The sequence below is a fragment of the Borreliella garinii genome (assembly GCF_001922545.1).
Lineage (GTDB): Bacteria > Spirochaetota > Spirochaetia > Borreliales > Borreliaceae > Borreliella > Borreliella garinii.
Genome location: NZ_CP018744.1, coordinates 380,283 through 403,926, shown reverse-complemented (window position 1 = coordinate 403,926; position 23,644 = coordinate 380,283). Strand labels below are relative to the sequence as shown.

Here is a 23,644-nt window from a genome sequence, read left to right as displayed (position 1 = left end):
GTTATGTTGGTAAATAGAAGATATACAGCAAGGGGCAAAAATTTACCCTCTTCTCCCAAAAAAGTTAGGCCAATAGCTGACAATATACGGGGGAAGTCTTATATTAAAGCTATTGCAGTGCTTTGTTCTATGCCTAATAAAGGAGCTAAGCTTTTAGAAAAAGTTGTTAAATCAGCAGCATCAAATGCGATGTATCACAATAAAAATCTTTCCGAGGACATGATATTCGTTAAAGTAGTTATGGTTGATGATGGGCGTCGTCGTAAAAAGATTTGGCCTAGGGCTAGAGGTAGAGCTGATAGGCTTGTTAATAGAAATTGTCATATTTTTGTTGAAGTTGATGAAAAAAAAGATATTAAAGGATAAAGCATGGGCCAAAAAGTACATCCATATAGCTTAAGGGTAAAAATTAATAAGGATTGGAAATCAAAATGGTATTTTGATAAAAAATTATATTCTACAATTCTTCATGAAGACTTTTTAATAAGACTGGAGATTATGAAGTTTCTCAAAGGGATTAAATTTGATATTTCTGATATAGAAATAATTAGAAATAATCCTCAAAAAGTAACAGTAGTAATTGTTACTCCAAGGCCTGGTTCTGTGATAGGGCTTAAAGGCTCTAATCTTGAAAAGATTGGGCAATTGTTAACTAAAAAAATTTCTAAAAAGATTAGTATTAAAATCAAAGAGGTTAAAAGACCAGAGCTTGATGCTCAAATTATTGCTAATGGGATTGCAAAGCAAGTAGAAAATAGAGTGTCTTATAGGAAAGTTTTAAAATCATCTCTTTCTACTTCTATGTTAAAAGGTGCTCAAGGGCTAAAAATTAAAATTGCTGGTAGACTTGGTGGGGCTGAGATTGCAAGAAGCTTTGAAGTTAAGGAAGGTCGTGTTCCTTTACATACTCTTAGAGCTAATATAGATTATGGGTTTTCTGAAGCCCAAACTACTTATGGCATTATTGGAGTTAAGGTTTGGTTATTTAAAGGTGAAGTTTTAGGCAGACAAACCAATTCTGATGCTGGGCAGGTAATAAATAAAAAGCCTTTTAGGGAAAAAGGTGAGTCCGTTAAAAATTTTGATAAAATTTTAAATAATAGGGAAAAAAATAATGAAAGGCAAAGTAGGGCTGTTTTAAATAAAAAAGATGGATTATCTAAAGACGAAGTAGGTCTTTTGAATAAACTTGGTTCGTCTTTTTCTAAAGAAAGAGTCGATTCTAATGAGCAAAATATTGGAGGATAATTAGATGTTAAGTCCAAAAAAGGTTAAATATAGAAAAAAGCAGAGGGGAAGATTATCTGGAGAGGCTCAGAAGGGCAATAAAATTTCTTTTGGTGAATATGGACTTGTTTCTTTGGAAACAAGTTTTATTACTGCTCGCCAAATTGAAGCTGCTCGTATTGCAATGACTCGTAAAATAAAAAGAGGTGGGAGAGTTTGGATAAGAATATTTCCTGATATTCCTTATACTAAAAAACCAGCTGAAACTAGAATGGGCAAAGGTAAAGGGGGTGTTGACCATTGGAATGCTCCTGTTAAGCTTGGCACTGTTATGTTTGAAATGGCTGGAGTTATAGAGGAACTTGCTCAAGAGGCTATGTCACTTGCGAGTTCTAAACTCCCAGTAAAAACCATGTTTGTTGTAAGGCGAGATTTGAGGTAATTATGTTAAAAAATTTTAAGAATTTTACTCTTGAGGACATGAAGGCCAAGAGGCTAGAATTAAAGAAAGAATATTTGGATTTGAGATTTAAATCTGTTGTTGGTCATGTTGAAAATCCTTTAAAGAAAAGAGAGATTAGACGTGATATTGCAAGGCTTAATACAATGATTTGTGAATATGAATTAGGTATTAGAAAGGTTTAAATATGGCAAGAGAAAATAAAAAAGAATTAATTGGCAAGGTTGTTAGTGATAAGATGTCTAAGACTATAGTAGTAAAAATTGTTCAAAGAAAGATGCATCCAATCTATCATAAGTATTTAAAGGTTAGCAAGAAGGTTAAAGCACATGATGAAAAAGAAGTTTCCAAGGTTGGCGATAAGGTAAAAATTATTGAGGTTCGGCCTATTAGTAAAGATAAAAGATGGGCTCTTGTTGAAGTTTTAGAAAAATTAAAATAGCTTTGATTTTTCTAAAGGAGGTTGATTATGATTCAGATGCAAACTTATTTAACAATTGCTGATAATACTGGTGGCAAGGTGGCTCAGTGTATTAAGGTGCTTGGTGGTAGTAAAAGGCGTTATGCAAAAATCGGGGACATAATAACTATTGTAGTAAAACAAGCAATTCCCAATTCTTCTGTTAAAAAAGGAGATGTTTGTAAAGCTGTAATTGTTAGGACTTCTAAGGAAGTAAGACGTAAGAACGGAACTTATGTTAGATTTGATGATAATGCTTGCGTGATACTTGATGCCAATTTGAGCCCTAGGGGTAAAAGGGTGTTTGGGCCTGTTGCAAGAGAACTTAGGGATGCTAATTTTATGAAGGTAGTATCATTGGCCTCAGAGGTAATATAGCAAAAGGGGGTTTTGTGAAGACAAAGTTGAAGATAGGTGATAGCGTAAAAATTCTTTCTGGAAAAGATAAGGGAAGAATAGGTAAGATTGCTAGTATAAATAGAAAAAAAAATAAAGTTATTGTTGAATCTTGCAATATGGTTAAAAAAGTTATTAAAGCTAGGACACCCCAAGAAAAAGGTAAAATAATAGATAAGGAAGCCGCTATAGATATTTCAAATGTAATGATATTTATCAAAGGAACTTCTTCAAGATTGGGTATTAGATTTGAAAATAATGAAAAAATAAGATATCTTAAAAAAAATGGACAGAGGATATAGAGTTTATGAATTATGTTCCTGAATTGAAGAAATATTATAAAGACATTGTTATAAAGGAGCTTGTTAAGGAATTTGAATATAAATCTATAATGCAAGTTCCCAAGCTTGAGAAAATAGTAGTTTCCGTAGGTGTTGGTGAGGCTGTTAGGAATAAGAAGTTGTTAGATTCTGCGGTTTTAGAGCTTGCTCAGATCACTGGTCAGAAAGCTGTAAAGACAAAAGCAAAAAAAGCAATAGCAGGGTTTAAAATTAGACAAGGGCAAGAAATAGGCGCTAAAGTTACGCTTAGGGGCAATGCAATGTATGAATTTTTATATAAGCTTATTCATTTAGCATTGCCAAGGGTTAAGGATTTTAGGGGAATTAATGGAAATGCTTTTGATGGTAATGGAAATTATTCTTTTGGGATAACGGAGCAAATAATATTTTCTGAGATAGACTATGATAAAATAGAGAGAATATCTGGTTTGAATGTTACAATTGTGACAACAGCTTCAAATGACAAAGAAAGCAAAGCTTTGCTTTTAAAATTTGGAATGCCGTTTAGTAATTAAAGGGATTTATAAGGTATATGGCTAAAAAATCAATGATTATTAGGGCTTTAAGAAAGCCTAAATATAAAACAAGGCAGAATAATAGATGCAAGTTGTGTGGTCGTCCAAGAGGATATTTGAGAGATTTTTGTATGTGTCGAATATGTTTTAGAAAGTATGCGTCTCAAGGATTAATTCCTGGCGTTTCAAAATCAAGTTGGTAAGGGGATTTTATGGCGATTACTTATTCAGTAGGAGATATGCTAACTAAATTGAGGAATGCAAGCAGAGTTAAGCATGGATCTGTAGATTTAAAGATGTCCAATATGAATAAATCAATATTAAACATTCTTAAAGAAGAAGGTTATATCAAGGATTTTAATTTTTTAGAAAAAGAAGGAATTGCTTTTATTAAAGTTTTGTTAAAGTATGACAACAAAAGAAATCCTGTTATAAATAAAATAGATGCCATTTCTACTCCCGGTAGAAAAATTTATTCTTCATATAAGAATATGCCAAGAATAAAGAATGGATATGGAATATTAATCATATCTTCTTCCAAAGGTGTTATTACTGGAAAGGAAGCTAAAGATAAAAAAATAGGTGGTGAGTTGATTTGCTCAGTTTGGTAGTTTAATAGGGGGAATATATGTCACGTATTGGAAGACTTCCGATAAAGATTCCAGATACTGTTAAGATTGATGTTAAAGGCAATTTAGTAATAGTTGAAGGTACTAGGGGAAAATTGGTTCAAGATATAAAAGACAGCATTAATGTTAAAGTTGAGAATGGTAGCGTTATTGTTGATCGAGTTTTTAACGATAAAAAAACAAAGGCTTACCATGGTCTTTACAGAAGTTTGATTTTTAACATGGTAAAAGGAGTAACTGAAGGATTTTCCAAGTCTCTTACTATAAATGGTATAGGGTATAGAGTAGAACAACAAGGCAATAGCCTTTTTTTAAACCTTGGTTATTCAACTCAGTTTGAATATGTTGTTCCAGATGGTATTAATGTAAAGCTTGACGGTAGTACTAAAATTTCTGTTGAAGGAATAGACAAGTTTAAGGTTGGTCAGGTTGCTGCCGAGATTAGAAGTTTAAAAAAACCAGAGCCATATAAAGGAAAAGGTATTAAGTATGATAATGAAGTTATTAGAAGAAAAGTTGGAAAATCTGGTGTAAAAAAATAAATTTTGGGTTAGTAGTTATGAAAAAAATAAAAGAAGCAGAACAGAGAAAGCTTATGCGTAAAAAAAGAATAAAGGACAAAATAGGGCGTGGAGTAGCGAGCAGGCCACGAATTACTATATTTAAATCTAATAGGTATTTTTATGCACAAGTCATAGATGATAGTAGGGGGCATACTGTTGTAAGTATTTCTACTATTGAAAAAAGTCTTAATTTAAGCAAAAATATTGATGATATAAAAAAGCTTGGAGAAGTTCTTGCTAAAAGGCTTAAGGAGAAAAATATAAATAATCTTATTTTTGACAGAAATGGTTATAAGTATCATGGACTTATTGCAAGTTTTGCAACTTCTTTGAGAGAGTTTGGTATTAATATTTAAGGGAGTGTATTTATGGTAGATGTTCAGGCACAGAGAAAGCAGATAGAAAAATTAATATCACTCAACAGAGTTACTAAAGTTGTTAAGGGCGGGAGAAGATTCTCTTTTGCTGCTTTTATGGTTGTTGGAGATGGAGAAGGATATGTTGGCTGGGGCTTTGGCAAAGCTAATGATGCTAGTGATGCAATAAAAAAAAGTTTAACAAGCGCTAGGAAAAATTTAAGATTTGTTCCTATTCGAAAAGGAACATTGCCACATGAGGTTATTGGTTGCTTTAAAAAAGCTAAAGTTTTAATCAAGCCAGCTACTCATGGTACTGGTGTTATTGCAGGAGGGCCTGTTCGAGCTGTAATGGAAGCTTTAGGAGTGCATGATATTTTGAGTAAATCTCTTGGTTCTAATAATTCTATGAATGTAGTAAAGGCGACTTTTAAGGCATTTGATTTAGTTTTAAATGCTGAAAAAGTGGCAGAGATGCGCGGAAAAACTTTAAAAACTTTATGGGGTTAATATATGATTAAAAGGAAATTAAGATTGCAACTAAAGAAAGCTAGGTTTAATGCCTCAAGGTCCAGGTCTAAAAATAAATGTTTTATTAGAAGAATGGAAAAGAATAGGGAAATTATTTCTAGAAATAATATTAATGTGCAAGTTTTTCTCGTAAGAAGTCTTATTGGGAAATTAAATAAAAAGGTCAAAGTTTTAAAAGCGCTAGGTTTAAATAAAATAGGTGATAAAAAGGTCCATTTTTTAAATGAATCTATTAAAGGCATGCTTAACGAGACTATTAATATGATTTTATTAAGTGAGGTAAATAATGTTTAGCCTATTAAAGCCTAAAGGAGCTAACAAGCGACGTAAAATTGTTGGTAGAGGTCCGGGTTCAGGACTTGGTAAAACTTCTGGGAGAGGGCAAAAGGGTCAAAAAGCGAGAAATACTTCTCCAAGACTTGGATTTGAAGGTGGGCAGACTCCTCTTTATAGAAGATTACCTAGGAAAGGTTTCTCTAATAATGATTATAAATTGAAATATACAATTGTTAATCTTGGAGATATAGATAAAAAATTTAAGGATGGACAAGTAGTCAACTATGACACTTTGCTTGAAAATAAACTTATAAGAAAGAAAAATAAAAAAATTAAGATTTTGTCTAATGGCGAGCTTACAAAAAAAGTTTCCTTGGAAGTTTCTAAAATTTCTAAATCAGCTGAAAGCCTTGTAACAAGAATCGGTGGTACTATTAAATTAGTTTAAAGTGGAATAAAAATGAAAGAATTGTTTTTAAGTTTATTTACTGTTAAGGATTTAAGAAATAAGTTTTTGTTTACTTTATTTATTCTTTTTCTTTTTAGAGTTGGTTCATACTTGCCGATACCAGGAATAGATTCTGTAGCGCTTAAAAGTTATTTCAAGTCACAATCAGATTTTTCAATTGCTAATTATTTTGATTTTTTTTCAGGTGGAGCTTTTAGTAATTTTTCTATATTTATGCTTAGTATAGGGCCCTACATTTCAGCATCTATTATTGTTCAGCTTCTTGTTTATTCTTTTCCTTATTTGAAAAAAATGCAAGAAGGTGATGGAGGGAGACAAAAGACTAAAAAATATACAAAATATTTAACAATAGCTGCAGCTATGGTTCAAGGATATGCAACAAGTCTTTATGCTAAGGGTATTCCGGGTGCCGTTACTATTCCTTTTTATAGGTATATTTTTATTGCTATTTTAACAGTTACTACAGGAACATTTATCCTTTTGTGGTTTGGAGAGCAGATTAACCAAAGAGGTGTGGGCAATGGAACATCTTTGATAATTTTTTCCGGCATAGTAGTTAGACTTCAAGCAGCTTTGTTTAACTTATTCCAAAGCATGCAAGATCCTTCTCAAAATGTTAATCCTGTTTTTGTGATACTTGTTATAAGCATATTTATTTTAGTTGTTATCTTAATTATATATGAATATAAAGCTCAAATGCGAATTGCTATTCATTATGCTAGGGCAAATTCTAATAGTACGGTTAGTTCATATTTGCCAATCAAGTTGAATCCATCGGGCGTTTTGCCTGTTATTTTTGCCTCTGTTTTAATTACTTTGCCCTTACAAATTTTAAGTGGTTTTGCGGAAACTTCTTCTATAGCTAGACAAATTTTATCTTATTTAAGGCCCAACGGATTTTATTATACTTTCTTGAATGTAGTCTTAATAATCGGATTTACGTATTTTTATTCTAAGATTCAGTTAAGTCCTAAAGAAATAAGTAATAATATTCGTAAGAACGGAGGCACTATTCCTGGAATAAAGTCTGATGAGATGGAAAAATATTTAGATGAAATTATGAATAAAACTTTATTTTCAGGATCTATTTTTTTGTCAATTATTGCAATTATTCCATTTTTAGTGCAAAATATTTTTAGATTTCCGCATGATGTTTCTAGGATAATGGGGGGGTCTTCTTTGCTTATTATGGTAGGAGTTGCGCTTGATACATTGATTCATATTGATGCTTATTTGAAAACTCAAGGATTTTCTTATAGAAATAAAAAAAATTATGCATTTTTGCAAAAAATTTAGGAGTGTTTGACTATGAAAGTTAGGGCAAGTGTAAAGCCAATTTGTGAAAAATGTAAAGTCATAAAAAGAAAAGGTGTATTAAGGATTATTTGTGATAATTTAAAGCACAAACAAAGACAAAAGTAAAAATTAGAGGAAATAAGATGGCTAGAATATTGGGAATAGATTTACCAAGTAATAAACAATTAAAAATAGCGCTTACTTCTATTTATGGTATAGGTAGAACAAGAGCTTTGGAAGTTTGCAATAAGTCAAGTATTTCTCCAAGCAAAATTGCTAAAGATTTGGATAATGATGAGGTTAATCGACTTAGGAAGGTAATTGAGAGTGATTATGTTGTAGAGGGAAAACTTAGAAGCGAGGTTGCTATGTCTATTAAAAGACTTATGGATATAGCATGTTATAGGGGCGTTAGGCATAGAAAAGGATTGCCTTTGAGAGGACAAAGAACTAAAACGAATGCAAGAACTAGAAAAGGAAAAAGAAAGACTGTAGCTAATAAGAAAATAGCTAGTAAGTAAAATAGTTTTTAAGATTTGGAGGGCAAGTTGAGCGCAAAATTATCAACTAATAGTAAAAAAAAAATTAAAAGAAACATCGGAGAAGGAAACGTTTATATACAGGCTACTTTTAATAATACGATAGTTACTGTATCTGATATAAAGGGGAATGCTTTAGCTTGGGCAAGTGCCGGCGGAATGGGTTTTAAAGGGGCTAAAAAGTCGACTCCATATGCTGCTCAAATAACAGCAGAATCTGCTTTAAATAAAGTAAGAGATTTTGGAATTAATTATGTTCATGTATATATAAAAGGGCCAGGTATTGGTAGAGAATCTGCAATAAGAGCTATTGGTTCAATTGGTATGACTGTAAAGTCAATTTCAGATATTACCCCTATCCCTCATAATGGATGTAGACCGAAAAAAACCAGACGAGTTTAGCTAGAAGGAGTTATGATGCCTGTAGAAAAATTTTTGAAAGATTTTACTATACCTGAAAAAATTGAATTTTTGAAAAGCCAAGGTGATGGATCTTATGGTAAATTTACGATATATCCTTTTGAAAGAGGTTTTGGAGTTACTATAGGTAATACTTTAAGACGCGTGTTGCTTTCTTCTATTGAAGGGTATGCGATTACTGCTATGAGAATTCAGTCTAACAATAAAGATTCTTCGTCAAAGGTTGTTTCAAGTGAATTTGATTTGATTCCTGGAGTTTCTGAAGATACTCTTGAGGTCATTGCTAATATTAAAAATATCCATTTGAAACTTGGAGAAGGAGAGCAAAGAAAGACAATAAGCTTTAGTGTTAGCGGTAAAGATACCAAGGTTTTGAAAGCTTCTCATTTTGAAAGAGATGGAGTTGAGGTTTTTAATAGAGATTTAGTTATAGCTACTTTATCACAGGATGTGAATTTAGATCTTGAATTTCAAATTAACTATGGTAGAGGCTATGTGTCTTCTGAGCAAAATTCCAAGTATTTAGAAGAAGTTAATGTTATTGCTTTAGATTCTATATTTTCGCCTATAGAGAAAGTTTCATACTCTGTAGAAGATACTAGGGTTGGACAAAGGTCAGATTATGACAAGCTTGTAATGGAAATTTGGACTACAGGCGTGATTTCTGCCAAAGATGCTATAAAAAAGGCCGCATCAATAATAAGAGAGTTTTTATTTCCCCTTGTAGATTTTGAAGATAATGTTAATACATCTTTTGAGAAATCAAAATCAGAAAGTTCTAACTTACTTGATATGAGTATTGAAAAATTGGATTTGTCAGTCAGATCTTTAAATTGTTTGGCTAAAGAAAATGTTAGAACTTTAGGGGAACTTATTAGTAAAAATGCAGAAGAGCTTTCTAAGGCAAGAAATTTTGGGAAAAAAAGTTTAGAAGAGATAGTCGAAAAACTTAGTTCTTATCAATTGTTTTTAGGAATGTCTAAAGAAGATGCTTTATCTGTATTGAGTAAGAATGTTAAAATATCGGAATAAAAGGAGAGTTTAGGTTATTTCATGAAAACAAAATTAGGTTTTAATAGGTTAAGTAGGAAATCTAGTCATAGGAGAGCACTTTTAAAAAATATGATAATTTCTTTTTTAAAACATGAAAAAATTTCTTCTACTAAGGCAAAATTGTTTGAAGTTAAAAGATTTGCTGAAAGATTAATTACAAGGGCAAAAGTTGATACTGTTCATAATAGACGGGAAGTATCAAAATTTATACATGATAAGTATATTTTAAATAAGCTGTTTACAAAAATTTCTCCTGTTTTTAGGCAAAGAAATGGTGGGTATACTCGGATGATTAAATTAGGAAAAAGATATGGAGATGCGGCTGAAATGGCTATCCTAGAATTAGTTGAAAAGCCTTTAAAAGTTGAATAATTAATAATTACACACTGTTTTAAAGATTAAAGTTTAAATTGCTTTTAAACAGCATAGGAGTTAAATGATATGACATATATTATTTTTTCTTCTATTTTTGCTGGCTTTATATTAGGATTTTTAGTAAGAGTTTTTTTAGGTAGATTGTCTTTATTAGATTTAGAAAAAAATCTGACAAAAGTAAGGGTAGAATCACAATTAGAGATAGAAAATGAAAGAAAGCAAATTATTGCTAATGCAAAATCTCAAATGCTTAAAGAAAAAAACCAGCAAGATAGGGATATAAGAGATCGGAAAAATGAGATTGTTAATCTAGAAAAAAGATTGTTACAAAGAGAAGAAACCTTAGACAAGAGGATATCTGCTCTTGATAAACAGCAGTCTAGAGTTGATTTTAAAATTAAAGAATTTGAACAAAAAGAAAAAGCAATAAGAGAAAAAGAGGCAGATCTTGTTAAAAGATTGGAGAATATTTCTGGTCTTACAAGAGAAGATGCAAGAAAAATTGTAATTGAAAAAGTTGAGCATGAATCCAGAAGAGATGCTCAACTTATTATTAATAAAAGCGAACAGGAAGCCCAGTTATTAGCAGATAAAGTTGCAAAAGATATTTTAGTATCTACTATGCAGCGTATTGTTACAGAGGTAAGCTCGGAGTTTACAGTAGCTTCTGTTGAATTACCTAATGACGAGATGAAAGGGAGGATCATAGGTAAAGAAGGGCGCAATATTAGGGCTCTTGAAACTTTAATAGGGGCCGATATTATTATTGATGATACTCCTGAGGCTGTTGTTATTTCTTGTTTTGATCCAATAAGAAAAGAGCTTGCTAAGAGGACTTTAGAAAGACTTGTTACAGATGGCAGAATTCATCCTGCTAGGATTGAAGAAGTTGTATATAATGTTACCAATGAGATAAATGGTATTATTCAAGAAGAAGGCGAGAAAGTAGTTTTTGATCTTAATATACATGGGCTTGATAAGAGGCTTATTAGAGGGTTGGGAAGGCTTTATTTTAGAAGTAGTTATGGTCAAAATGTTTTAAGCCATTCTAAAGAAACGGCCATAATAGGAGAAATTTTAGCTAAAGAGATGAAATTAGATCCTATTGTAGTAAAAAGAGCATGCCTTTTACATGATATTGGGAAAGGGATGGAAAGTATTTCTGAGAATAGCGAGGGACACGCTATTACTGGTGCTGAACTTGCTCAAAGTTGTGGAGAGAGCGAAATTGTTGTCAATGCCATTGCTGCTCATCATAATGAAGTGAAACCCGAGAGTCTTGAGGCTATTGTTGTTCAAATAGCAGACGCCATTTCAGCATCTCGTCCGGGAGCAAGGCGAGAAAGTTTAAATAACTATATAAATAGACTTAAAAGACTTGAAGATATTGCATATAGTTTTGAAGGTGTTCAAAAATGTTATGCGATTCAAGCTGGTCGTGAAGTTAGAATTATTGTTGACAATGTGTTGGTTAATGATGAAAAATCAATTTTACTTGCAAGAGACATTGCTAAGAAGATAGAAGCTGAAATGAGATATCCTGGAAAAATTAAAGTTACAATTATTCGTGAAACTAGAGTTATTGAATATGCAAGATAGCACTATTAAAACCTTGATAATTGGGGATATAATAGGTGAGAGTGGATTAAAAAAAGTTTTTTTTAATCTTAAAAATATTAAGAACAGATATAGAATAGACTTGGTAATTGCTAATGGAGAAAATTCGTCAAACGGTTTTGGAATAACTCCAGAAATAGCAAACAATCTTTTTAGATCGGGTGTTAATGTTATTACTACTGGCAATCATGTATATTCTAATTACAAAATAAATGACTATTTAAATAAGCAAACATATATTTTAAGGCCAAATAATTTTTCAGATTTGTTAGATGGTCATGGTTATTGTTTTTTAACTATTAGAGATGAAAAGGTTGCTGTGATTAATGTTCAAGGGGTTTTAAATATGAATTTTATTGTTAAGAATCCTTTTGATAATACAAAAAAATTGGTCAATATGCTCAGCAATAAGGTTAGAACCATTTTTGTAGATTTCCATGCTGAGAGTAATTATGAAAAAGAAAGTTTTGGATATTTTTTAAATGGTTTTGTAACAGGTGTAGTTGGTACTCATACCCATGTTATGACTAAAGATGAAAGAATATTGTCAAAAGGGACAGCCTATATTAGTGATGTTGGGATGACAGGTGGATTAAATTCTGTAATAGGATTTAATCCTGATATTTCTCTTAAAGGCTTACTTGAATATACTCCTTTAAGAGCTGAAGTTGTAGAAGATGACACAATTTTACAGGGAGTTATTATTACTTCTAATCTAAAGACAGGCCGCGCTTTAAAAATTGAAAGGATTCAGAAATAATTTATTAAACATACTTTGTAAAAGGTATCCAAAAAAAACACGAGAAGAATTAATGATTTTGATTTTAACAGGGAATATATATGTAAATTCTCATAAAGAAAAAAATCCTAAAGTCTTAATAAGCAAAACAAGTAAAATAGATTTAGTTGAGAATGCTTGTCAAACATTTGTATCAAGGGGAGGTTACAAGCTTTTAGAAGCTCTTAAAGATTTTAAGATCGAAGTGAAAAATAAAATTTGTGTTGATGTTGGTTCTTCAACTGGTGGTTTTACTGATTGTTTATTGCAGTGTGGTGCCAATTTTGTTTATTCAGTTGATGTAGGTACTAATCAACTTTCTTATAAATTGAGAATTGATCCAAGAGTTAAAGTTTTAGAGAGAACTAATATTTTTGATGTTACAGAATTTAAAATTGTTCCTAATTTTGCGGTTGTAGATGTTTCTTTTAGATCATCAATAAGCATATGTGTGAATTTAATAGATAAGCTTTCTGATAATTTTATTATGGTTTTGATCAAGCCTCAGTTTGAGGTTAAAAGTTTAAATTTAGATATAAAAAATTTTAATGGTGTTGTGAATGGCGATTATTTGAAGACAATTTTGCAAAGTGTAATTGAAAAGTTCTATAAAAACAAATTACAAGTTAAAAATATATTAAAGTTAAAAACAAAAGGTAAAAAAGGCAATCAAGAATTTATGTTTTTAGTTGTTAGGTCAAACGTTTTAAATATTTTAAGCTCTATGCAATTGCTTAACAATATTGAATTTTAATATTTGTCTAAAGTTTTTTTATTTAATATTCCTGAAAAATTTAAGTTTAATTCTTCAAGTATTATTGGATTATTTTCTATTGTTAAAATTATTCCAGCAATTCCTTTAATTTCAAGACATGTCAAGGTTATTTGAGCTATTTGATTAATTATTCCTTCAATGCCGAAACTATTTTCATAAAATTCTTTAGATAGGTTTATTTTGGCAATTCCTTCGCTTAGGCTTAAGTTTAACAGTTTAGTTTTTATAGGTATTAAACTTAAAAAATTATTTTTTAGCTCGTATTCATTTGGCCCTTTGATTAAAGATTTTAGTGTTTCTTCAAGTATATTCTTGTCGTAATATATAGCTCTTTTTACAGTTTGTCTTAAAAAATAGCCTTCTGGAGTGACTTTTATAAAATAAAGTTTAATAAATTTTTTGTTTTTAAGGTTATTATTTCTTTGGTTTTGCTTGAGCTCTTCTTCAAGTTTTTTTATTTCTGGTGGTTGGATTAAAAAACTTTCATTTTTAAGTATTTTTGTATTTACATTTTGATTTGTGTCTTTTTTGGCTTCAATTAACTTATTATCTTGTGTTTGACTTGATTCAAATAAACTGTTATCATAATTTTTTTCCTTAAAAATATGCATAATAAGCGAATTTTTGATTATTAATAGTGCACTAATTATTGTTAAAGTAATAGCAATTAAAATTAGAAGTATGTCTGATTTGTTTGAGCTTGAACTTTTTTTTCTTTTCAATATAAACACTCATTTGTAATTGGCATAAATACTAATATTTGCTATTATAATGGAAATATCGGAATAAATAAAGAGGTATATTTGCTTTGCTTAGTTACAAAAAGGTTCTTATTGTTGGTAGACCGAATGTTGGGAAATCTGCTTTATTTAATCGAATTTTAGATACAAAAAGAAGTATCACCGAGAGTACTTACGGTGTTACTAGAGATTTAGTTGAAGAGGTTTGTAAGGTTGGTTCTTTTAATTTTAAATTAATTGATACTGGTGGGTTTACGATCTTAAAAGATGAAATTAGCAAAATTGTTGTTCAAAAAGTTTTAAGCTCTTTAGAACAAGTTGATTTAATTTTATTAGTTTTAGATGTTAATGAAATTTTACTTGAAGATTATGAGGTTATTGAAAGACTGAGAAAATATACTAGTAAGGTAATTTTAGTTTTAAATAAAGTAGATACTAAAGATAAGGAATTTTTAGCCCATAAATTTCATAATTTAGGGTTTAAGCGGTATTTCCTTGTTAGTGCACTTCATTGTAGAGGCATTACTAAGCTTAGAGATTTTTTAAAATCAGAAGTTGGAAGAGCCAATATTGAGGATGAAGTTAATATTAAGGTTGGGATTATAGGTAAGCCTAATTCAGGTAAATCCACTCTTATTAATTATTTATCTGGAAATGAAATTTCAATTGTTTCAGACCAGCCCGGCACTACTAGAGATTTTATTAAAACAAAACTAACTAGAAATGGAAAAGTTTTTGAGATTATTGATACAGCTGGAATAAGACGAAGAGCTAGAGTAAATGAGGTTGTTGAATATTATTCTGTTAATAGGGCATTGAAAGTAATTGACATGGTGGATATTGTTTTTTTGTTGATTGATGTTAAAGAAGAATTGACCTCTCAGGATAAAAAGATTGCCCATTATGTTACTAAAAAGGGGAAAGGAATTATTATTGTGTTTAGTAAATGGGATCTTTTAGAGGAATCTAAAGGCTATTTTGAAACTTTAAAGGGTCGTGTGAAATTTTTTTTCCCTGTTTTAAATTTTGCTCCTATATTTAGAATTTCTGTTCATAAGAAGATAGGTCTAGATTCTCTTTTTAAAGAAGCTTTGAAGTTAAAAGATCAGCTTGAGCTTAAAACCAGCACTTCAGATTTAAATAAAATGTTAAATTTGTGGATCAAAGACTATCATTTAAACATTTCTCATAAAATAAAATATATTACACAAGTTAGTACTAATCCTGTAAAGTTTATTCTTTTTGCAAATAAAATAAAGAATTTTCCAAATTCTTACTATAATTATTTAGTAAATAATTTGCGTAAAATTGGATATAAAAATATTCCAGTTTTAGTAGAATTGAGAGAAAAAATAAGAGATTTAAAGTGAAATATATATTTTTATTCTTAATAATTAAGAGTCTAAATCTTTTTGCGCTTGAGAGCTTTTTTTATGATTTTGATATAAGGAGTAAGTATTCAAAATATTTTAATTCAAGCGATGTGCAAAAAAAAATAAGTCCAATAAAGCATTTTATTACAGAAAATTGTTACATTGAAGTTTCAAGTGCAGTTTATCCTGGGTATGTTTACTATTCTTTTTTTAATAAAAAAAAGAATGTGGATTATATTTTCCCAGGTTCTTATGTGATTAAGGTGGGCAAAGATGGTATTGAGCAGATAAAAATATTTTTTATAAACAGAGGGGATACGTTTATTAGAATAAAATCTTCAAAATTTTCTTCTAGTGCTGATTTTTATTTAATAAATACTTTAATTTATAAAGACGTTAAATTACCTTTTAAGATTCAAGACATTGCAGTAACTTCTATTAGCAATATAATAAATTATATTGCCAAGGTTATTGATTTTAGGTATTTTATTCCTGAATATTTTGATATTTATAAAAATATTTCTAATATGGTAATTAGTTTAAGAAAGACTCTCTCATCTTTTCCCATTGCTGAGGTTGTTGATGGTGCAATGGATGAGTATGGCAAAATGGTGCACATAGAAACTGGGTTGTTGCAAAAAGATCCTGTAGGATTTAATTGTTCAGGATTTGTTAAATGGGTGGCGGATTCGATTTATAAATCAATGACGGGGCGACTTTTAAGAATTGATGATCTTAAGATTAGGCATATTGGTGTTAGAGGGAGTGTTTTTACTAAAAGTCAGGAATTTAACAAGGATCCTTTTTTTGGTCTTGATTGGATTCGTAATATTGCCTATAGGATAAATAATATTAATATGGACTTAAAATTATCTAAAATTAAGGAAAATGATGTCAATAATATTAAGTTTTTTAATTATATTGACAATCGTGGCTATAAAATTGAAAATTTAGAGTTTTTATTATATAGTCTGGCTTTAGATGAGCCTGGATATATTTATTTTGGATCTATTAGCACAGGTGTTAACAATTTATCAAGTATGATGCTTCATAAACATGTTGTTTTGTTTCTTCCATTTCTTGATGAAAATAGGATTTTTAGAGTTTCAGTTAATGAAGTTAATTCTGAGACTTCAATCAAGTCTCTTCAAAAAAGATATCCAAACTCTTATATTCATTTAGTTAGAGTTAAGGTTCCTGAAAATTTACCAATAGTACCTATAGCTATAAAGGCAAATAATCAATCATCATGATTAAAGCTGTAATATTTGATTTAGATGGCACCTTGTATCCTGAGGTGGATAGAAATAAATTAATGTTTTTTGAATTTTTAACCAATGTTAAGTTTTTTTTAGCTTTTAAACAGATTAGGAAAAAAATACGCATTTTACAAAGAAATCAATTTTCACCTTCAAATAGGGATGAATTTTTTTCCCTTCAGGTTAAAATGCTTTCCCAACATTTAAATCTTGATGAGAATAGGTGTGCTTTTTTATTAAATAAAATATATTACAGTCAAATTTTTAGCGATAAGTTTAAAAAACTCAAGCCATATCTTGGAGTTCAAGATTTAATCTATTGGCTTAAATTTAAGGGAATAAAATTAGGTGTAATGTCGGACTTTCCTATTTTAGATCGTGTCAAAAATTTATTGGGCATTCAGGATAGTTTTTGGGATATTCTTTATTCTTCAGAAGATACTGGATATTTAAAGCCACATAAAGTACCTTTTTTAAAGATTATTGAGGATTTAAATTTGAGTAGTAATAATATTTTGTATGTAGGGAATTCTTATGAATATGACATTTTGGGCGCTAAAAATGTTTCAATGAAAGCAGCTTTTTTTTCAAAAAAGAATATAAATTGCAAAGTAATGATTGATTTTATTTTTCATGATTATAAAGACTTAAGAGAATATATACGTTTAAATATATAGAATATGGGTAAAATATTTTATGATAGATTTTGCTACTATTTTAGTTAACCTTTTTTTGGTTTCAATAGTTTTGTTTATTTATAGGCAATATGACAAACGTTCTAGGGCGTTAGATAAAATTAAAAAGTTCATCGATCTTGCGAAGGTTAATCTTGAAGATTTTATTGAAGATAAGACAAAAGAGATTAATGATCTTGCTGTTGATATGGAAGCTTATCAAAGATCTAGCATAGAAATAATAAAAAAGATTGATGAAGTTCAGCAAAAGATTAAAAACAAGAGCAATGATTTTGCAGAGGTTGAAAAAAAGATAGCTTATCATGATTCTATGCTCAAGGATCTTGACGAAATGACCTTGAAAGTTCAAGAGAATATTCAAAGGTTGCAAGTTGATGGGAAAATAGTAGATAAACTTTCAAAAACTTTAAAAGGATTTAACACACAGATTGATTCTGTTGAATCAAATTTGAATTCAGTGTTAGAAAAATTTGAAAAGTCCAATAAAGAAAATCTCGAGTCTATTAAAATTGCTAGTTGGGAAAAGTTTGATATTAATATTAAGGACCTTGTTTTTAAAATGGATAATTTGAATAGAGAGATTGATCTTTATGAAAAAGATTTAGCAAATATTGAAGAGAGAAAAAAGGATATTTTATATAAGGGTAATGAGAAATTAGATTTAGAATTTAATGATTTTCTTGAAAAGGTTGAATTTAATATTGGTAAATATAATAAAGAGATAGAAAGTTCTTTTATTTTTTATGAAAACAAATATAAGTTAATAGAAGATTCTATAGAGCTTATTATGGATAACGTAAAGAATAAAATTAATGAGAAAGAAGATTTTATTTTAAATAGACTGAATGAGGAATTAGAAAATAAATTTAAAGATATTTTCACATACGTTGATGATCGTTCTAGGGAAATTCAAGATAAACTTGAGGATAAATTGATTTTAGTGGACAATGAAATTTCTTCTATGAGTTCTTCTTTCAAGGACAATGTTTATTCAAGAATTAATTCACTTGAGGAGTCAATACGAATAGAGATGGGAAAGTATGAGGAGCAGGTTGATGATGTTTTTGATAAATTTAGATCTCAAGTTGAGCTGAATCTTAAAAATATTTATGAGGACTATGAAGATAAAATAAGCCAAGTTGATAAGAATATTAGAGAAAGGGTAGAGCTTAGTTTGTTAGATTTAAATTCTAAAATGGAAAGTGTTCAAGCAGGTGCCATCTCTTTGATTAAGAAGCTTGAGGACGATTCTAATGAAATATATCTTGAATTTAAAAATAAGTTTGGGTCAGACATTGAAATATTTAGTGAAAGTTTTAAAGATGATATTAATCAACTTAAAAGGCAATTAGAATCTCAACTTTTAGATGTTGATTCAAATATTCAAGAAAAGCTTATTAAGCTTAATGATAATTTGATTTCTAATTTCCAAGAAATTGATGGCAGGTTTAATAATAATTATTCAAATTTAACTGATAATATAAATGCCAAGTACACTACTCTTTTTGAATCTTTAGATTCTAGTAGCTCTAAATTTGAAGATCAAATGGAATCTAAATATAAAGGCTTTAAAGATAAATTAACGGCAGAAATGGATGAGTTTTCTTTAGTTTATGGTGAGAAATTTGAAACGCTCTCTCAAGAAGCAATTAATAATTGTCGAGAATTTCAAGATTTAAACAAGAAATTAGAAAATGAAATTGAATCTTTGTGTAATATGTTTGGAGAAAATCAAGAGATTTTAAAGAGAGATTTTAATACCAATTTAATTAATATTAAAGATGAAATTGATAAAAATATAGTAGAGTTTAAGAATCGTTATTCCGATGAGGTAAATAATTTTGTTAGTAAGCTAGAAGAAAGTAAGCTTCAATATTCAAAGTGGCAAGGTGAGATGGATTCTAATTTAAAAAATATTGAATCTCAAATAAATAAAACAAATGAAGAATTTTTAAGTTTAATTCAGATTCAAAAAGACAAGGGAATAGAACTTAGTGAGAATGTTTTTAATGATCTTTCAGATCATATTCAAAAGAAAGCTATTGACATTCATGGTAGTTGGAAGGATGAGCTTATTGCTTTAAATAAATCATTGCTTGATATTAAGATCTCTAGTGAAGAGCTACTTTCATCTGCTACTTTAAAAATAGAAAATCTAGAAAGAGATGTTAACGATAGAATAGAATATGTTTTGTTAAAAACAGGCGATATTGAGAGTTTAGTAATAGAAAAATATAAAGAATTAAAAGATATGTCATATGCACAAAGTGACGAGGCTATATTAGGAATTAAAGAATTTATTAATAGGCAAACAGAAATAATTAAAGATAAAAGTGTATTTATGCTTGAGGATTTGAACAAAAAATTTGATGATAAAAATAATTTTGTTATAAGTAAGATTGAAGAATGTGATTATAAATTAAAAGATTTCAAAATTGAATCAGAAGATATTTTAAATAATTTTAAATCCGATCTTAATGAATTTATTGAATCAAAGCTGCAAATTGTCTCTAATATAAAATCAGACAATCAAAAGCAAATTGATGATTTTTTAGATAGAATCTCTAAAGATATTTTAAATAGGAAAGATTTAATTAACAATGAAGTAGACAGTAAGCTTAGTGATTGGCAAAGCAAATTAAACGAAATAACTGTTAAAATTGAGAATTTATTATCTTCGGGTAAAGTGGATTTGGATTTAATAGATTCTGAGGTGACTACAAAAATTAAAGAGCTTAAATTTTCCATAGAAAGCCTTGAGAGTTATTACCTTGAAAAAATAGATGAGTTTAGAAATCAAGGCGCTATATATTCTGACGAGCTTTTACAAGATATAATGAATCATTTTAATAAAGAGACTAGAGAACTTGAGGAAAATTTGTCAAAAAAGTTTGCTGTAGTTTTAAACAATTCAGAGGAATTTGTTAAAGAGGTTGATAGCTTGCTGCAGGATAAAAGAACCGATATTGCGTCTTTTCAGGCCAATATAGATATTACTCTTGATTCCCTTAGTGTAAAGTTTAATGATATAAATAAAGAAATTAATGGAAAATATAATGAAGTGATATCTAATTATAGAGGGTACTCAGAAAATATTTCTAGTAAACTTGAAAATGAAATAATGCATGAGATTGAAAATATAAATAGAAGATTGACAGATAGAATAGATAATCTTAGCAAAGGTATGGATGAAAATCTTCAAAAACTTAAGGAATCTTTTGATGTATCAAAATATCAAGTTGAAAAATTTGAATTAAAAGTTAAAGATCTAACAGATGATGGAGAGGCAAGAATTAGTGAGTTTGTTAAAGAGATTGAACAGTATTATAAATCTAGATTAGAGGAAGCAATTGATTATAGGAAAACTATTGATAGTGATATTATGCAAGCAAAAGAGAGATTTGGAGAGATAACAAATGATCTTAAAAATAATATTGAGAGTAAGTCTGAGTTTTTAAACGATCTTTATAAGGAAAGATTTAAACTTATTGAGAGTAATTTTGAAGAGAGGTATTCTACGTTTTTAATTGAAAGTGAGGGAGCTATTTCAAAAATTAGAGATGAAATTTATAAAACACTTACAATAAATGATGAAAATTTACAAATTAAGATTTCTGAAATGGATCATAATTTTGAGATAATAGAGCGAAGATCAAAAGATATTTTAGAGTTTGAAAAAGAATTGAGAGATAAAATTCAAGATTGTTACGGTATTATAAATTCTCAATTTGGAGAGATTAAAGGAAGTGTTGAAGAGAATATAAAAAATCATTTTGAGGTTTGTATAAAAAAGGTAAACACTTTAATTGATGATGACATTGTAAAGTATGAAAATGAAATTCATAAGAGAATCGATTCTTTAAAATCAATTGAAAATACTTTTGATAGCATAGAGAAAAATTTGAATGATAAAGTGAATGGGTGTATTGATAAAATAGCCAATGATTTTAATCTTAAGTATATTGAACTTGAAGAAAGGTGTAATGAAGGGCAATTGAATTTGGAGAGTAAAATTGATGATAAAATTAAAGCCATTGATAATTTAGCTTTAAGTCAATATGATGGGCTTGAGAAAAAGTATGCTGATGTGTACGATGAGTTTTTAGAGAGATTGAATTCTCATATTGCAACTTTAAGTGAAGAGTTTAAGGATTCAAATAAAGAGATGATTTTTGAACTTGAATCTCAACTGAAAAATCTTAAAAATCTTGAATCTGATTTAAATAATATTGAAAAAGATGTTATTAGATTGAAAGAAGAGTCTTATCATAATGTTTCATCTCATCTTAAGCTATTAGAAGAAGATTTTTTTAAAGATTTGAAAATTAGAGGTGAAGAGCTTAAATATTCTTTAGAAAACTTTGTTGCTTCGTATAATGATAAAATTCAAAATTTAGAATATGATTTGTCTAAAAATCTAGAAAATAAAACAGAACTTATTCAAAGTTTCCGCCTAGATATTGAACAAAAAATGAAAAATGATAAAGAAAATTTTTATTTAGATTTTACTAAGGAATTTTCTTCTAAAAAAAAAGATATGGAGAGTGAGATAGCTTTAATGGAAACTAATATTACTGGAAGGGTAGATGAATTTATTGATTTTGTAAATAATAGGCAAAATATTATTGATTCTTGGTTTTTAAATATTAAAGATGATGTAAAAAATTGGCAAGAAAAATCTTATAGTACAATAGAAAAAAAAATAAGTCTTGCTGAACTTGAAATTAAATCATTTGAGAATGATATTCTTAATGTTAAGATTGGTTTAGAATCTTTTAAAGATAGCCTTGAGATTAAGGCTGAAGAGATTTTTGGCAATTTGCAAAGCGAGGCTAAAAAAATTGAACAATCAGTTAATCTTGATTTTAAAAATATTGGTGAGTCATTAAATCTTAAAGTTTTAGATCTTGAAAAATTTGTTGATTTTAAAGTAGAAAAGATAGACGAAAGGGTTAATAAGAAAACCGAAGACATCTTAATTCAAGCAGAAGTGAAATTTTTAGATCAACAAAAGAGCCTTGAAGATAGGATTTTTGAGCTTAATCAAAAATTAGAGAATGAGTTTACAACCTTGTCTTCTAATCTTGATAAAGTAAGACGGGAAATGATTGATGTAATTTCTAGTGATAAAGAAAGCTTTGAAGGTCAAATTGAATTAATGCATAAAAATATTTCAGAATTTTCTGAAAAAATTGGTTTATATAGAAATAATATTGAGGCATCAATTGAGAATGAATATAATGCGTTTTCTAAATCTATAAAATCAGAGTTTGGCTTACTTGAAGATGAGCTTAAAAAAAGTTTAAAACATTCAACGTTGGAGATTGAAACTGTAAAGAATGATTTGCAAGAACAAATTGATAAATTTGAGGTTGAGTTCAAGAAAAATTATAAAGAATTATTGAAAGAAGTTGATACTAATGTTTTAGAACTTGAATCTAAAATATTAAATTGTGATACTGAATTTAATAAATTTATTAGTGAAGCTAAAGACAATTTGGTTGAATATAAATCTGACTTGAGAAAAGAATTTGAAGATAGTTATGATAAAATAAATTTTCAAATTGAAAATTTTAAGAAACTAGATGCTGAGCTTGAAAAAAATAATTCTATATTTTTAGAGGCTTATTCTCTTAAGGAGAAGTTGGAAAAATTATGGGAAACTTTAAAAAATGAGATAGATCTTGCTCAAGAATATAAAAATAATTTTGAAAACGTTAACAAGGAATTCTATAATATTCAAAAAGAAACATTAGGTATTATTGAAACTTTTAATGAGTTGAAGTTAGAACAAGAATCTATTAAAGATATTAAGAATGATTTTAATAGATTCTTTGAATTTTACTCTTCATTTGATAGTAGATATAAGAGTTTAATCGAATCTTATGATGAAATGCAAATTTATAAAGCTAAAATAAAAGATATAGCTGACGAACAGAGAAATATTCTTGATAATTATGAAAGAATTAGCAATAAAGAGGGTATATTAAAGAGTACTATAGAGTCCGTTGATAAAAACTTTGATTTAATAAATGAAATGGAGAAAAGATTTAATACTTTAAGTAAAGAGAGTGCTAAGTTTCAGAACAATCTAAAGGATATGGAAAATGCTGTTTCGAATCTTTTATTAAACAAAGGGCTTTCAGAAGAAGTATTGATTAATGCTCAGAATTTAAGGGAAATGCTCTTAGATATTGAAAATAGGTTAAAAAATACTTTAACTATGAGAGAAAAGGTAGTGAAATCTGAAACAAGGTTAGAGAATTTAAATATTGCAGCAGAAGAGAGAATAAAAACTCTTGGTATTCTTGTCAAAACAGATTCTAAATATCAAGATAATGTTGGTCTTAATAATGAAACTGTTAGGAATTCTGTAATAAAATTAATGAGACAGGGGTGGAGTGCTGAAGAAATTTCTAGAGCTACTAAATTATCTATTGGGGAAGTTGAACTTATTTTAGAGCTTGGTATAAGCAACAAAGGTGATTAAGGGTTATATTT

29 protein-coding genes are annotated in these 23,644 nt (G+C 29.0%); 28 read left to right on the top strand and 1 reads right to left on the bottom strand.

The annotated features are described in order from the left end of the window. Positions 1 to 3 precede the first annotated feature (3 nt). From rplV to BLA33_RS01735, 24 genes are all read left to right on the top strand, one after another. Positions 4 to 366 carry a 50S ribosomal protein L22 gene (rplV, locus tag BLA33_RS01850; protein ID WP_029346506.1) on the top strand — a complete coding sequence of 121 codons (363 nt, stop codon included), beginning with the start codon at positions 4 to 6 and terminating at the stop codon, positions 364 to 366. A 3-nt stretch (positions 367 to 369) separates the two neighbouring features. Next, the gene (gene rpsC / locus BLA33_RS01845; protein ID WP_029346505.1) at positions 370 to 1,248 is read left to right on the top strand and encodes a 30S ribosomal protein S3; all 879 of its coding nucleotides are present in this window, start codon (positions 370 to 372) and stop codon (positions 1,246 to 1,248) included. Between the two features lie 4 nt (positions 1,249 to 1,252). After that, the gene (gene rplP, locus BLA33_RS01840) at positions 1,253 to 1,669 is read left to right on the top strand and encodes a 50S ribosomal protein L16 (RefSeq protein ID WP_011193804.1); all 417 of its coding nucleotides are present in this window, start codon (positions 1,253 to 1,255) and stop codon (positions 1,667 to 1,669) included. 2 nt (positions 1,670 to 1,671) lie between these two features. Next, positions 1,672 to 1,872 carry a 50S ribosomal protein L29 gene (gene rpmC, locus BLA33_RS01835; protein ID WP_002557077.1) on the top strand — a complete coding sequence of 67 codons (201 nt, stop codon included), beginning with the start codon at positions 1,672 to 1,674 and terminating at the stop codon, positions 1,870 to 1,872. 2 nt (positions 1,873 to 1,874) lie between these two features. Next, positions 1,875 to 2,129 (top strand): 30S ribosomal protein S17, encoded by a 255-nt coding sequence (gene rpsQ, locus BLA33_RS01830; protein WP_004790877.1) that lies wholly within the window; start codon positions 1,875 to 1,877, stop codon positions 2,127 to 2,129. A gap of 27 nt (positions 2,130 to 2,156) precedes the next feature. Continuing rightward, complete coding sequence (rplN, locus tag BLA33_RS01825; protein WP_004789515.1) at positions 2,157 to 2,525, top strand: 50S ribosomal protein L14; 369 nt, start codon at positions 2,157 to 2,159, stop codon at positions 2,523 to 2,525. Between the two features lie 14 nt (positions 2,526 to 2,539). After that, positions 2,540 to 2,845, top strand: a complete 306-nt coding sequence (rplX, locus tag BLA33_RS01820) for a 50S ribosomal protein L24 (RefSeq protein ID WP_004791387.1) — start codon at positions 2,540 to 2,542, stop codon at positions 2,843 to 2,845. Between the two features lie 5 nt (positions 2,846 to 2,850). Continuing rightward, entirely contained in the window at positions 2,851 to 3,399 is a 549-nt protein-coding gene (gene rplE / locus BLA33_RS01815) for a 50S ribosomal protein L5 (RefSeq protein ID WP_004791248.1), read from the top strand. A 17-nt stretch (positions 3,400 to 3,416) separates the two neighbouring features. Beyond that, positions 3,417 to 3,602, top strand: coding sequence for a type Z 30S ribosomal protein S14 (locus BLA33_RS01810; RefSeq protein ID WP_004791438.1), 186 nt, complete (start codon positions 3,417 to 3,419; stop codon positions 3,600 to 3,602). Between the two features lie 9 nt (positions 3,603 to 3,611). After that, positions 3,612 to 4,010, top strand: coding sequence for a 30S ribosomal protein S8 (gene rpsH / locus BLA33_RS01805; RefSeq protein ID WP_004790962.1), 399 nt, complete (start codon positions 3,612 to 3,614; stop codon positions 4,008 to 4,010). A gap of 17 nt (positions 4,011 to 4,027) precedes the next feature. Beyond that, positions 4,028 to 4,570, top strand: coding sequence for a 50S ribosomal protein L6 (gene rplF / locus BLA33_RS01800; RefSeq protein ID WP_029346504.1), 543 nt, complete (start codon positions 4,028 to 4,030; stop codon positions 4,568 to 4,570). A 17-nt stretch (positions 4,571 to 4,587) separates the two neighbouring features. Beyond that, the gene (gene rplR, locus BLA33_RS01795; protein ID WP_075226368.1) at positions 4,588 to 4,947 is read left to right on the top strand and encodes a 50S ribosomal protein L18; all 360 of its coding nucleotides are present in this window, start codon (positions 4,588 to 4,590) and stop codon (positions 4,945 to 4,947) included. Positions 4,948 to 4,959: 12 nt separating this feature from the next. After that, positions 4,960 to 5,457 carry a 30S ribosomal protein S5 gene (gene rpsE / locus BLA33_RS01790; RefSeq protein WP_004791464.1) on the top strand — a complete coding sequence of 166 codons (498 nt, stop codon included), beginning with the start codon at positions 4,960 to 4,962 and terminating at the stop codon, positions 5,455 to 5,457. A 3-nt stretch (positions 5,458 to 5,460) separates the two neighbouring features. Beyond that, positions 5,461 to 5,772, top strand: a complete 312-nt coding sequence (gene rpmD / locus BLA33_RS01785; RefSeq protein WP_029346503.1) for a 50S ribosomal protein L30 — start codon at positions 5,461 to 5,463, stop codon at positions 5,770 to 5,772. Further along, positions 5,765 to 6,202: a 50S ribosomal protein L15 gene (rplO, locus tag BLA33_RS01780; protein WP_004791092.1), complete on the top strand. Its 438-nt coding sequence runs from the start codon at positions 5,765 to 5,767 to the stop codon at positions 6,200 to 6,202. Before rpmD ends, rplO begins: the two co-directional genes overlap by 8 nt. A 12-nt stretch (positions 6,203 to 6,214) precedes the next feature. Continuing rightward, the gene (secY, locus tag BLA33_RS01775) at positions 6,215 to 7,519 is read left to right on the top strand and encodes a preprotein translocase subunit SecY (protein WP_029346502.1); all 1,305 of its coding nucleotides are present in this window, start codon (positions 6,215 to 6,217) and stop codon (positions 7,517 to 7,519) included. A 12-nt stretch (positions 7,520 to 7,531) separates the two neighbouring features. Continuing rightward, complete coding sequence (gene rpmJ, locus BLA33_RS01770) at positions 7,532 to 7,645, top strand: 50S ribosomal protein L36 (RefSeq protein WP_004790059.1); 114 nt, start codon at positions 7,532 to 7,534, stop codon at positions 7,643 to 7,645. 17 nt (positions 7,646 to 7,662) lie between these two features. Further along, complete coding sequence (gene rpsM, locus BLA33_RS01765) at positions 7,663 to 8,040, top strand: 30S ribosomal protein S13 (protein WP_075226367.1); 378 nt, start codon at positions 7,663 to 7,665, stop codon at positions 8,038 to 8,040. 27 nt (positions 8,041 to 8,067) lie between these two features. Further along, a complete protein-coding gene (gene rpsK / locus BLA33_RS01760) occupies positions 8,068 to 8,460 on the top strand; it encodes a 30S ribosomal protein S11 (protein ID WP_002557092.1) in 393 nt (130 codons plus the stop codon). A 15-nt stretch (positions 8,461 to 8,475) separates the two neighbouring features. After that, on the top strand, positions 8,476 to 9,510 hold the full coding sequence (locus BLA33_RS01755) for a DNA-directed RNA polymerase subunit alpha (RefSeq protein WP_029346501.1): 1,035 nt from the start codon (positions 8,476 to 8,478) through the stop codon (positions 9,508 to 9,510). A 21-nt stretch (positions 9,511 to 9,531) separates the two neighbouring features. Next, on the top strand, positions 9,532 to 9,903 hold the full coding sequence (rplQ, locus tag BLA33_RS01750; RefSeq protein WP_004790934.1) for a 50S ribosomal protein L17: 372 nt from the start codon (positions 9,532 to 9,534) through the stop codon (positions 9,901 to 9,903). Positions 9,904 to 9,972: 69 nt separating this feature from the next. Continuing rightward, the gene (rny, locus tag BLA33_RS01745) at positions 9,973 to 11,505 is read left to right on the top strand and encodes a ribonuclease Y (protein ID WP_029346500.1); all 1,533 of its coding nucleotides are present in this window, start codon (positions 9,973 to 9,975) and stop codon (positions 11,503 to 11,505) included. Continuing rightward, the gene (locus tag BLA33_RS01740; RefSeq protein ID WP_029346499.1) at positions 11,495 to 12,283 is read left to right on the top strand and encodes a TIGR00282 family metallophosphoesterase; all 789 of its coding nucleotides are present in this window, start codon (positions 11,495 to 11,497) and stop codon (positions 12,281 to 12,283) included. Before rny ends, BLA33_RS01740 begins: the two co-directional genes overlap by 11 nt. Further along, positions 12,264 to 13,055 carry a TlyA family RNA methyltransferase gene (locus BLA33_RS01735; protein ID WP_029346498.1) on the top strand — a complete coding sequence of 264 codons (792 nt, stop codon included), beginning with the start codon at positions 12,264 to 12,266 and terminating at the stop codon, positions 13,053 to 13,055. The genes BLA33_RS01740 and BLA33_RS01735 overlap by 20 nt, the downstream gene beginning before the upstream one ends. Here the strand turns inward: BLA33_RS01735 and BLA33_RS01730 are convergent. Then, positions 13,052 to 13,798, bottom strand: coding sequence for a GerMN domain-containing protein (locus tag BLA33_RS01730; protein WP_075226366.1), 747 nt, complete (start codon positions 13,796 to 13,798; stop codon positions 13,052 to 13,054). The two genes, BLA33_RS01735 and BLA33_RS01730, sit on opposite strands and share 4 nt — an antisense overlap. Before the next feature lie 86 nt (positions 13,799 to 13,884). On the opposite strand from BLA33_RS01730, the gene der reads away from it, so the two are divergent. The 4 genes from der to BLA33_RS01710 are packed head-to-tail and all read left to right on the top strand — an operon-like array spanning position 13,885 to position 23,633. Next, complete coding sequence (gene der / locus BLA33_RS01725; protein WP_029346496.1) at positions 13,885 to 15,186, top strand: ribosome biogenesis GTPase Der; 1,302 nt, start codon at positions 13,885 to 13,887, stop codon at positions 15,184 to 15,186. Then, positions 15,183 to 16,442 (top strand): hypothetical protein, encoded by a 1,260-nt coding sequence (locus BLA33_RS01720; RefSeq protein ID WP_075226365.1) that lies wholly within the window; start codon positions 15,183 to 15,185, stop codon positions 16,440 to 16,442. The genes der and BLA33_RS01720 overlap by 4 nt, the downstream gene beginning before the upstream one ends. Then, positions 16,439 to 17,125, top strand: a complete 687-nt coding sequence (locus BLA33_RS01715; RefSeq protein WP_075226364.1) for an HAD family hydrolase — start codon at positions 16,439 to 16,441, stop codon at positions 17,123 to 17,125. Before BLA33_RS01720 ends, BLA33_RS01715 begins: the two co-directional genes overlap by 4 nt. Before the next feature lie 19 nt (positions 17,126 to 17,144). Beyond that, positions 17,145 to 23,633 (top strand): SpiroCoCo family coiled-coil protein, encoded by a 6,489-nt coding sequence (locus BLA33_RS01710; protein WP_029346495.1) that lies wholly within the window; start codon positions 17,145 to 17,147, stop codon positions 23,631 to 23,633. Positions 23,634 to 23,644: the final 11 nt, after the last annotated feature.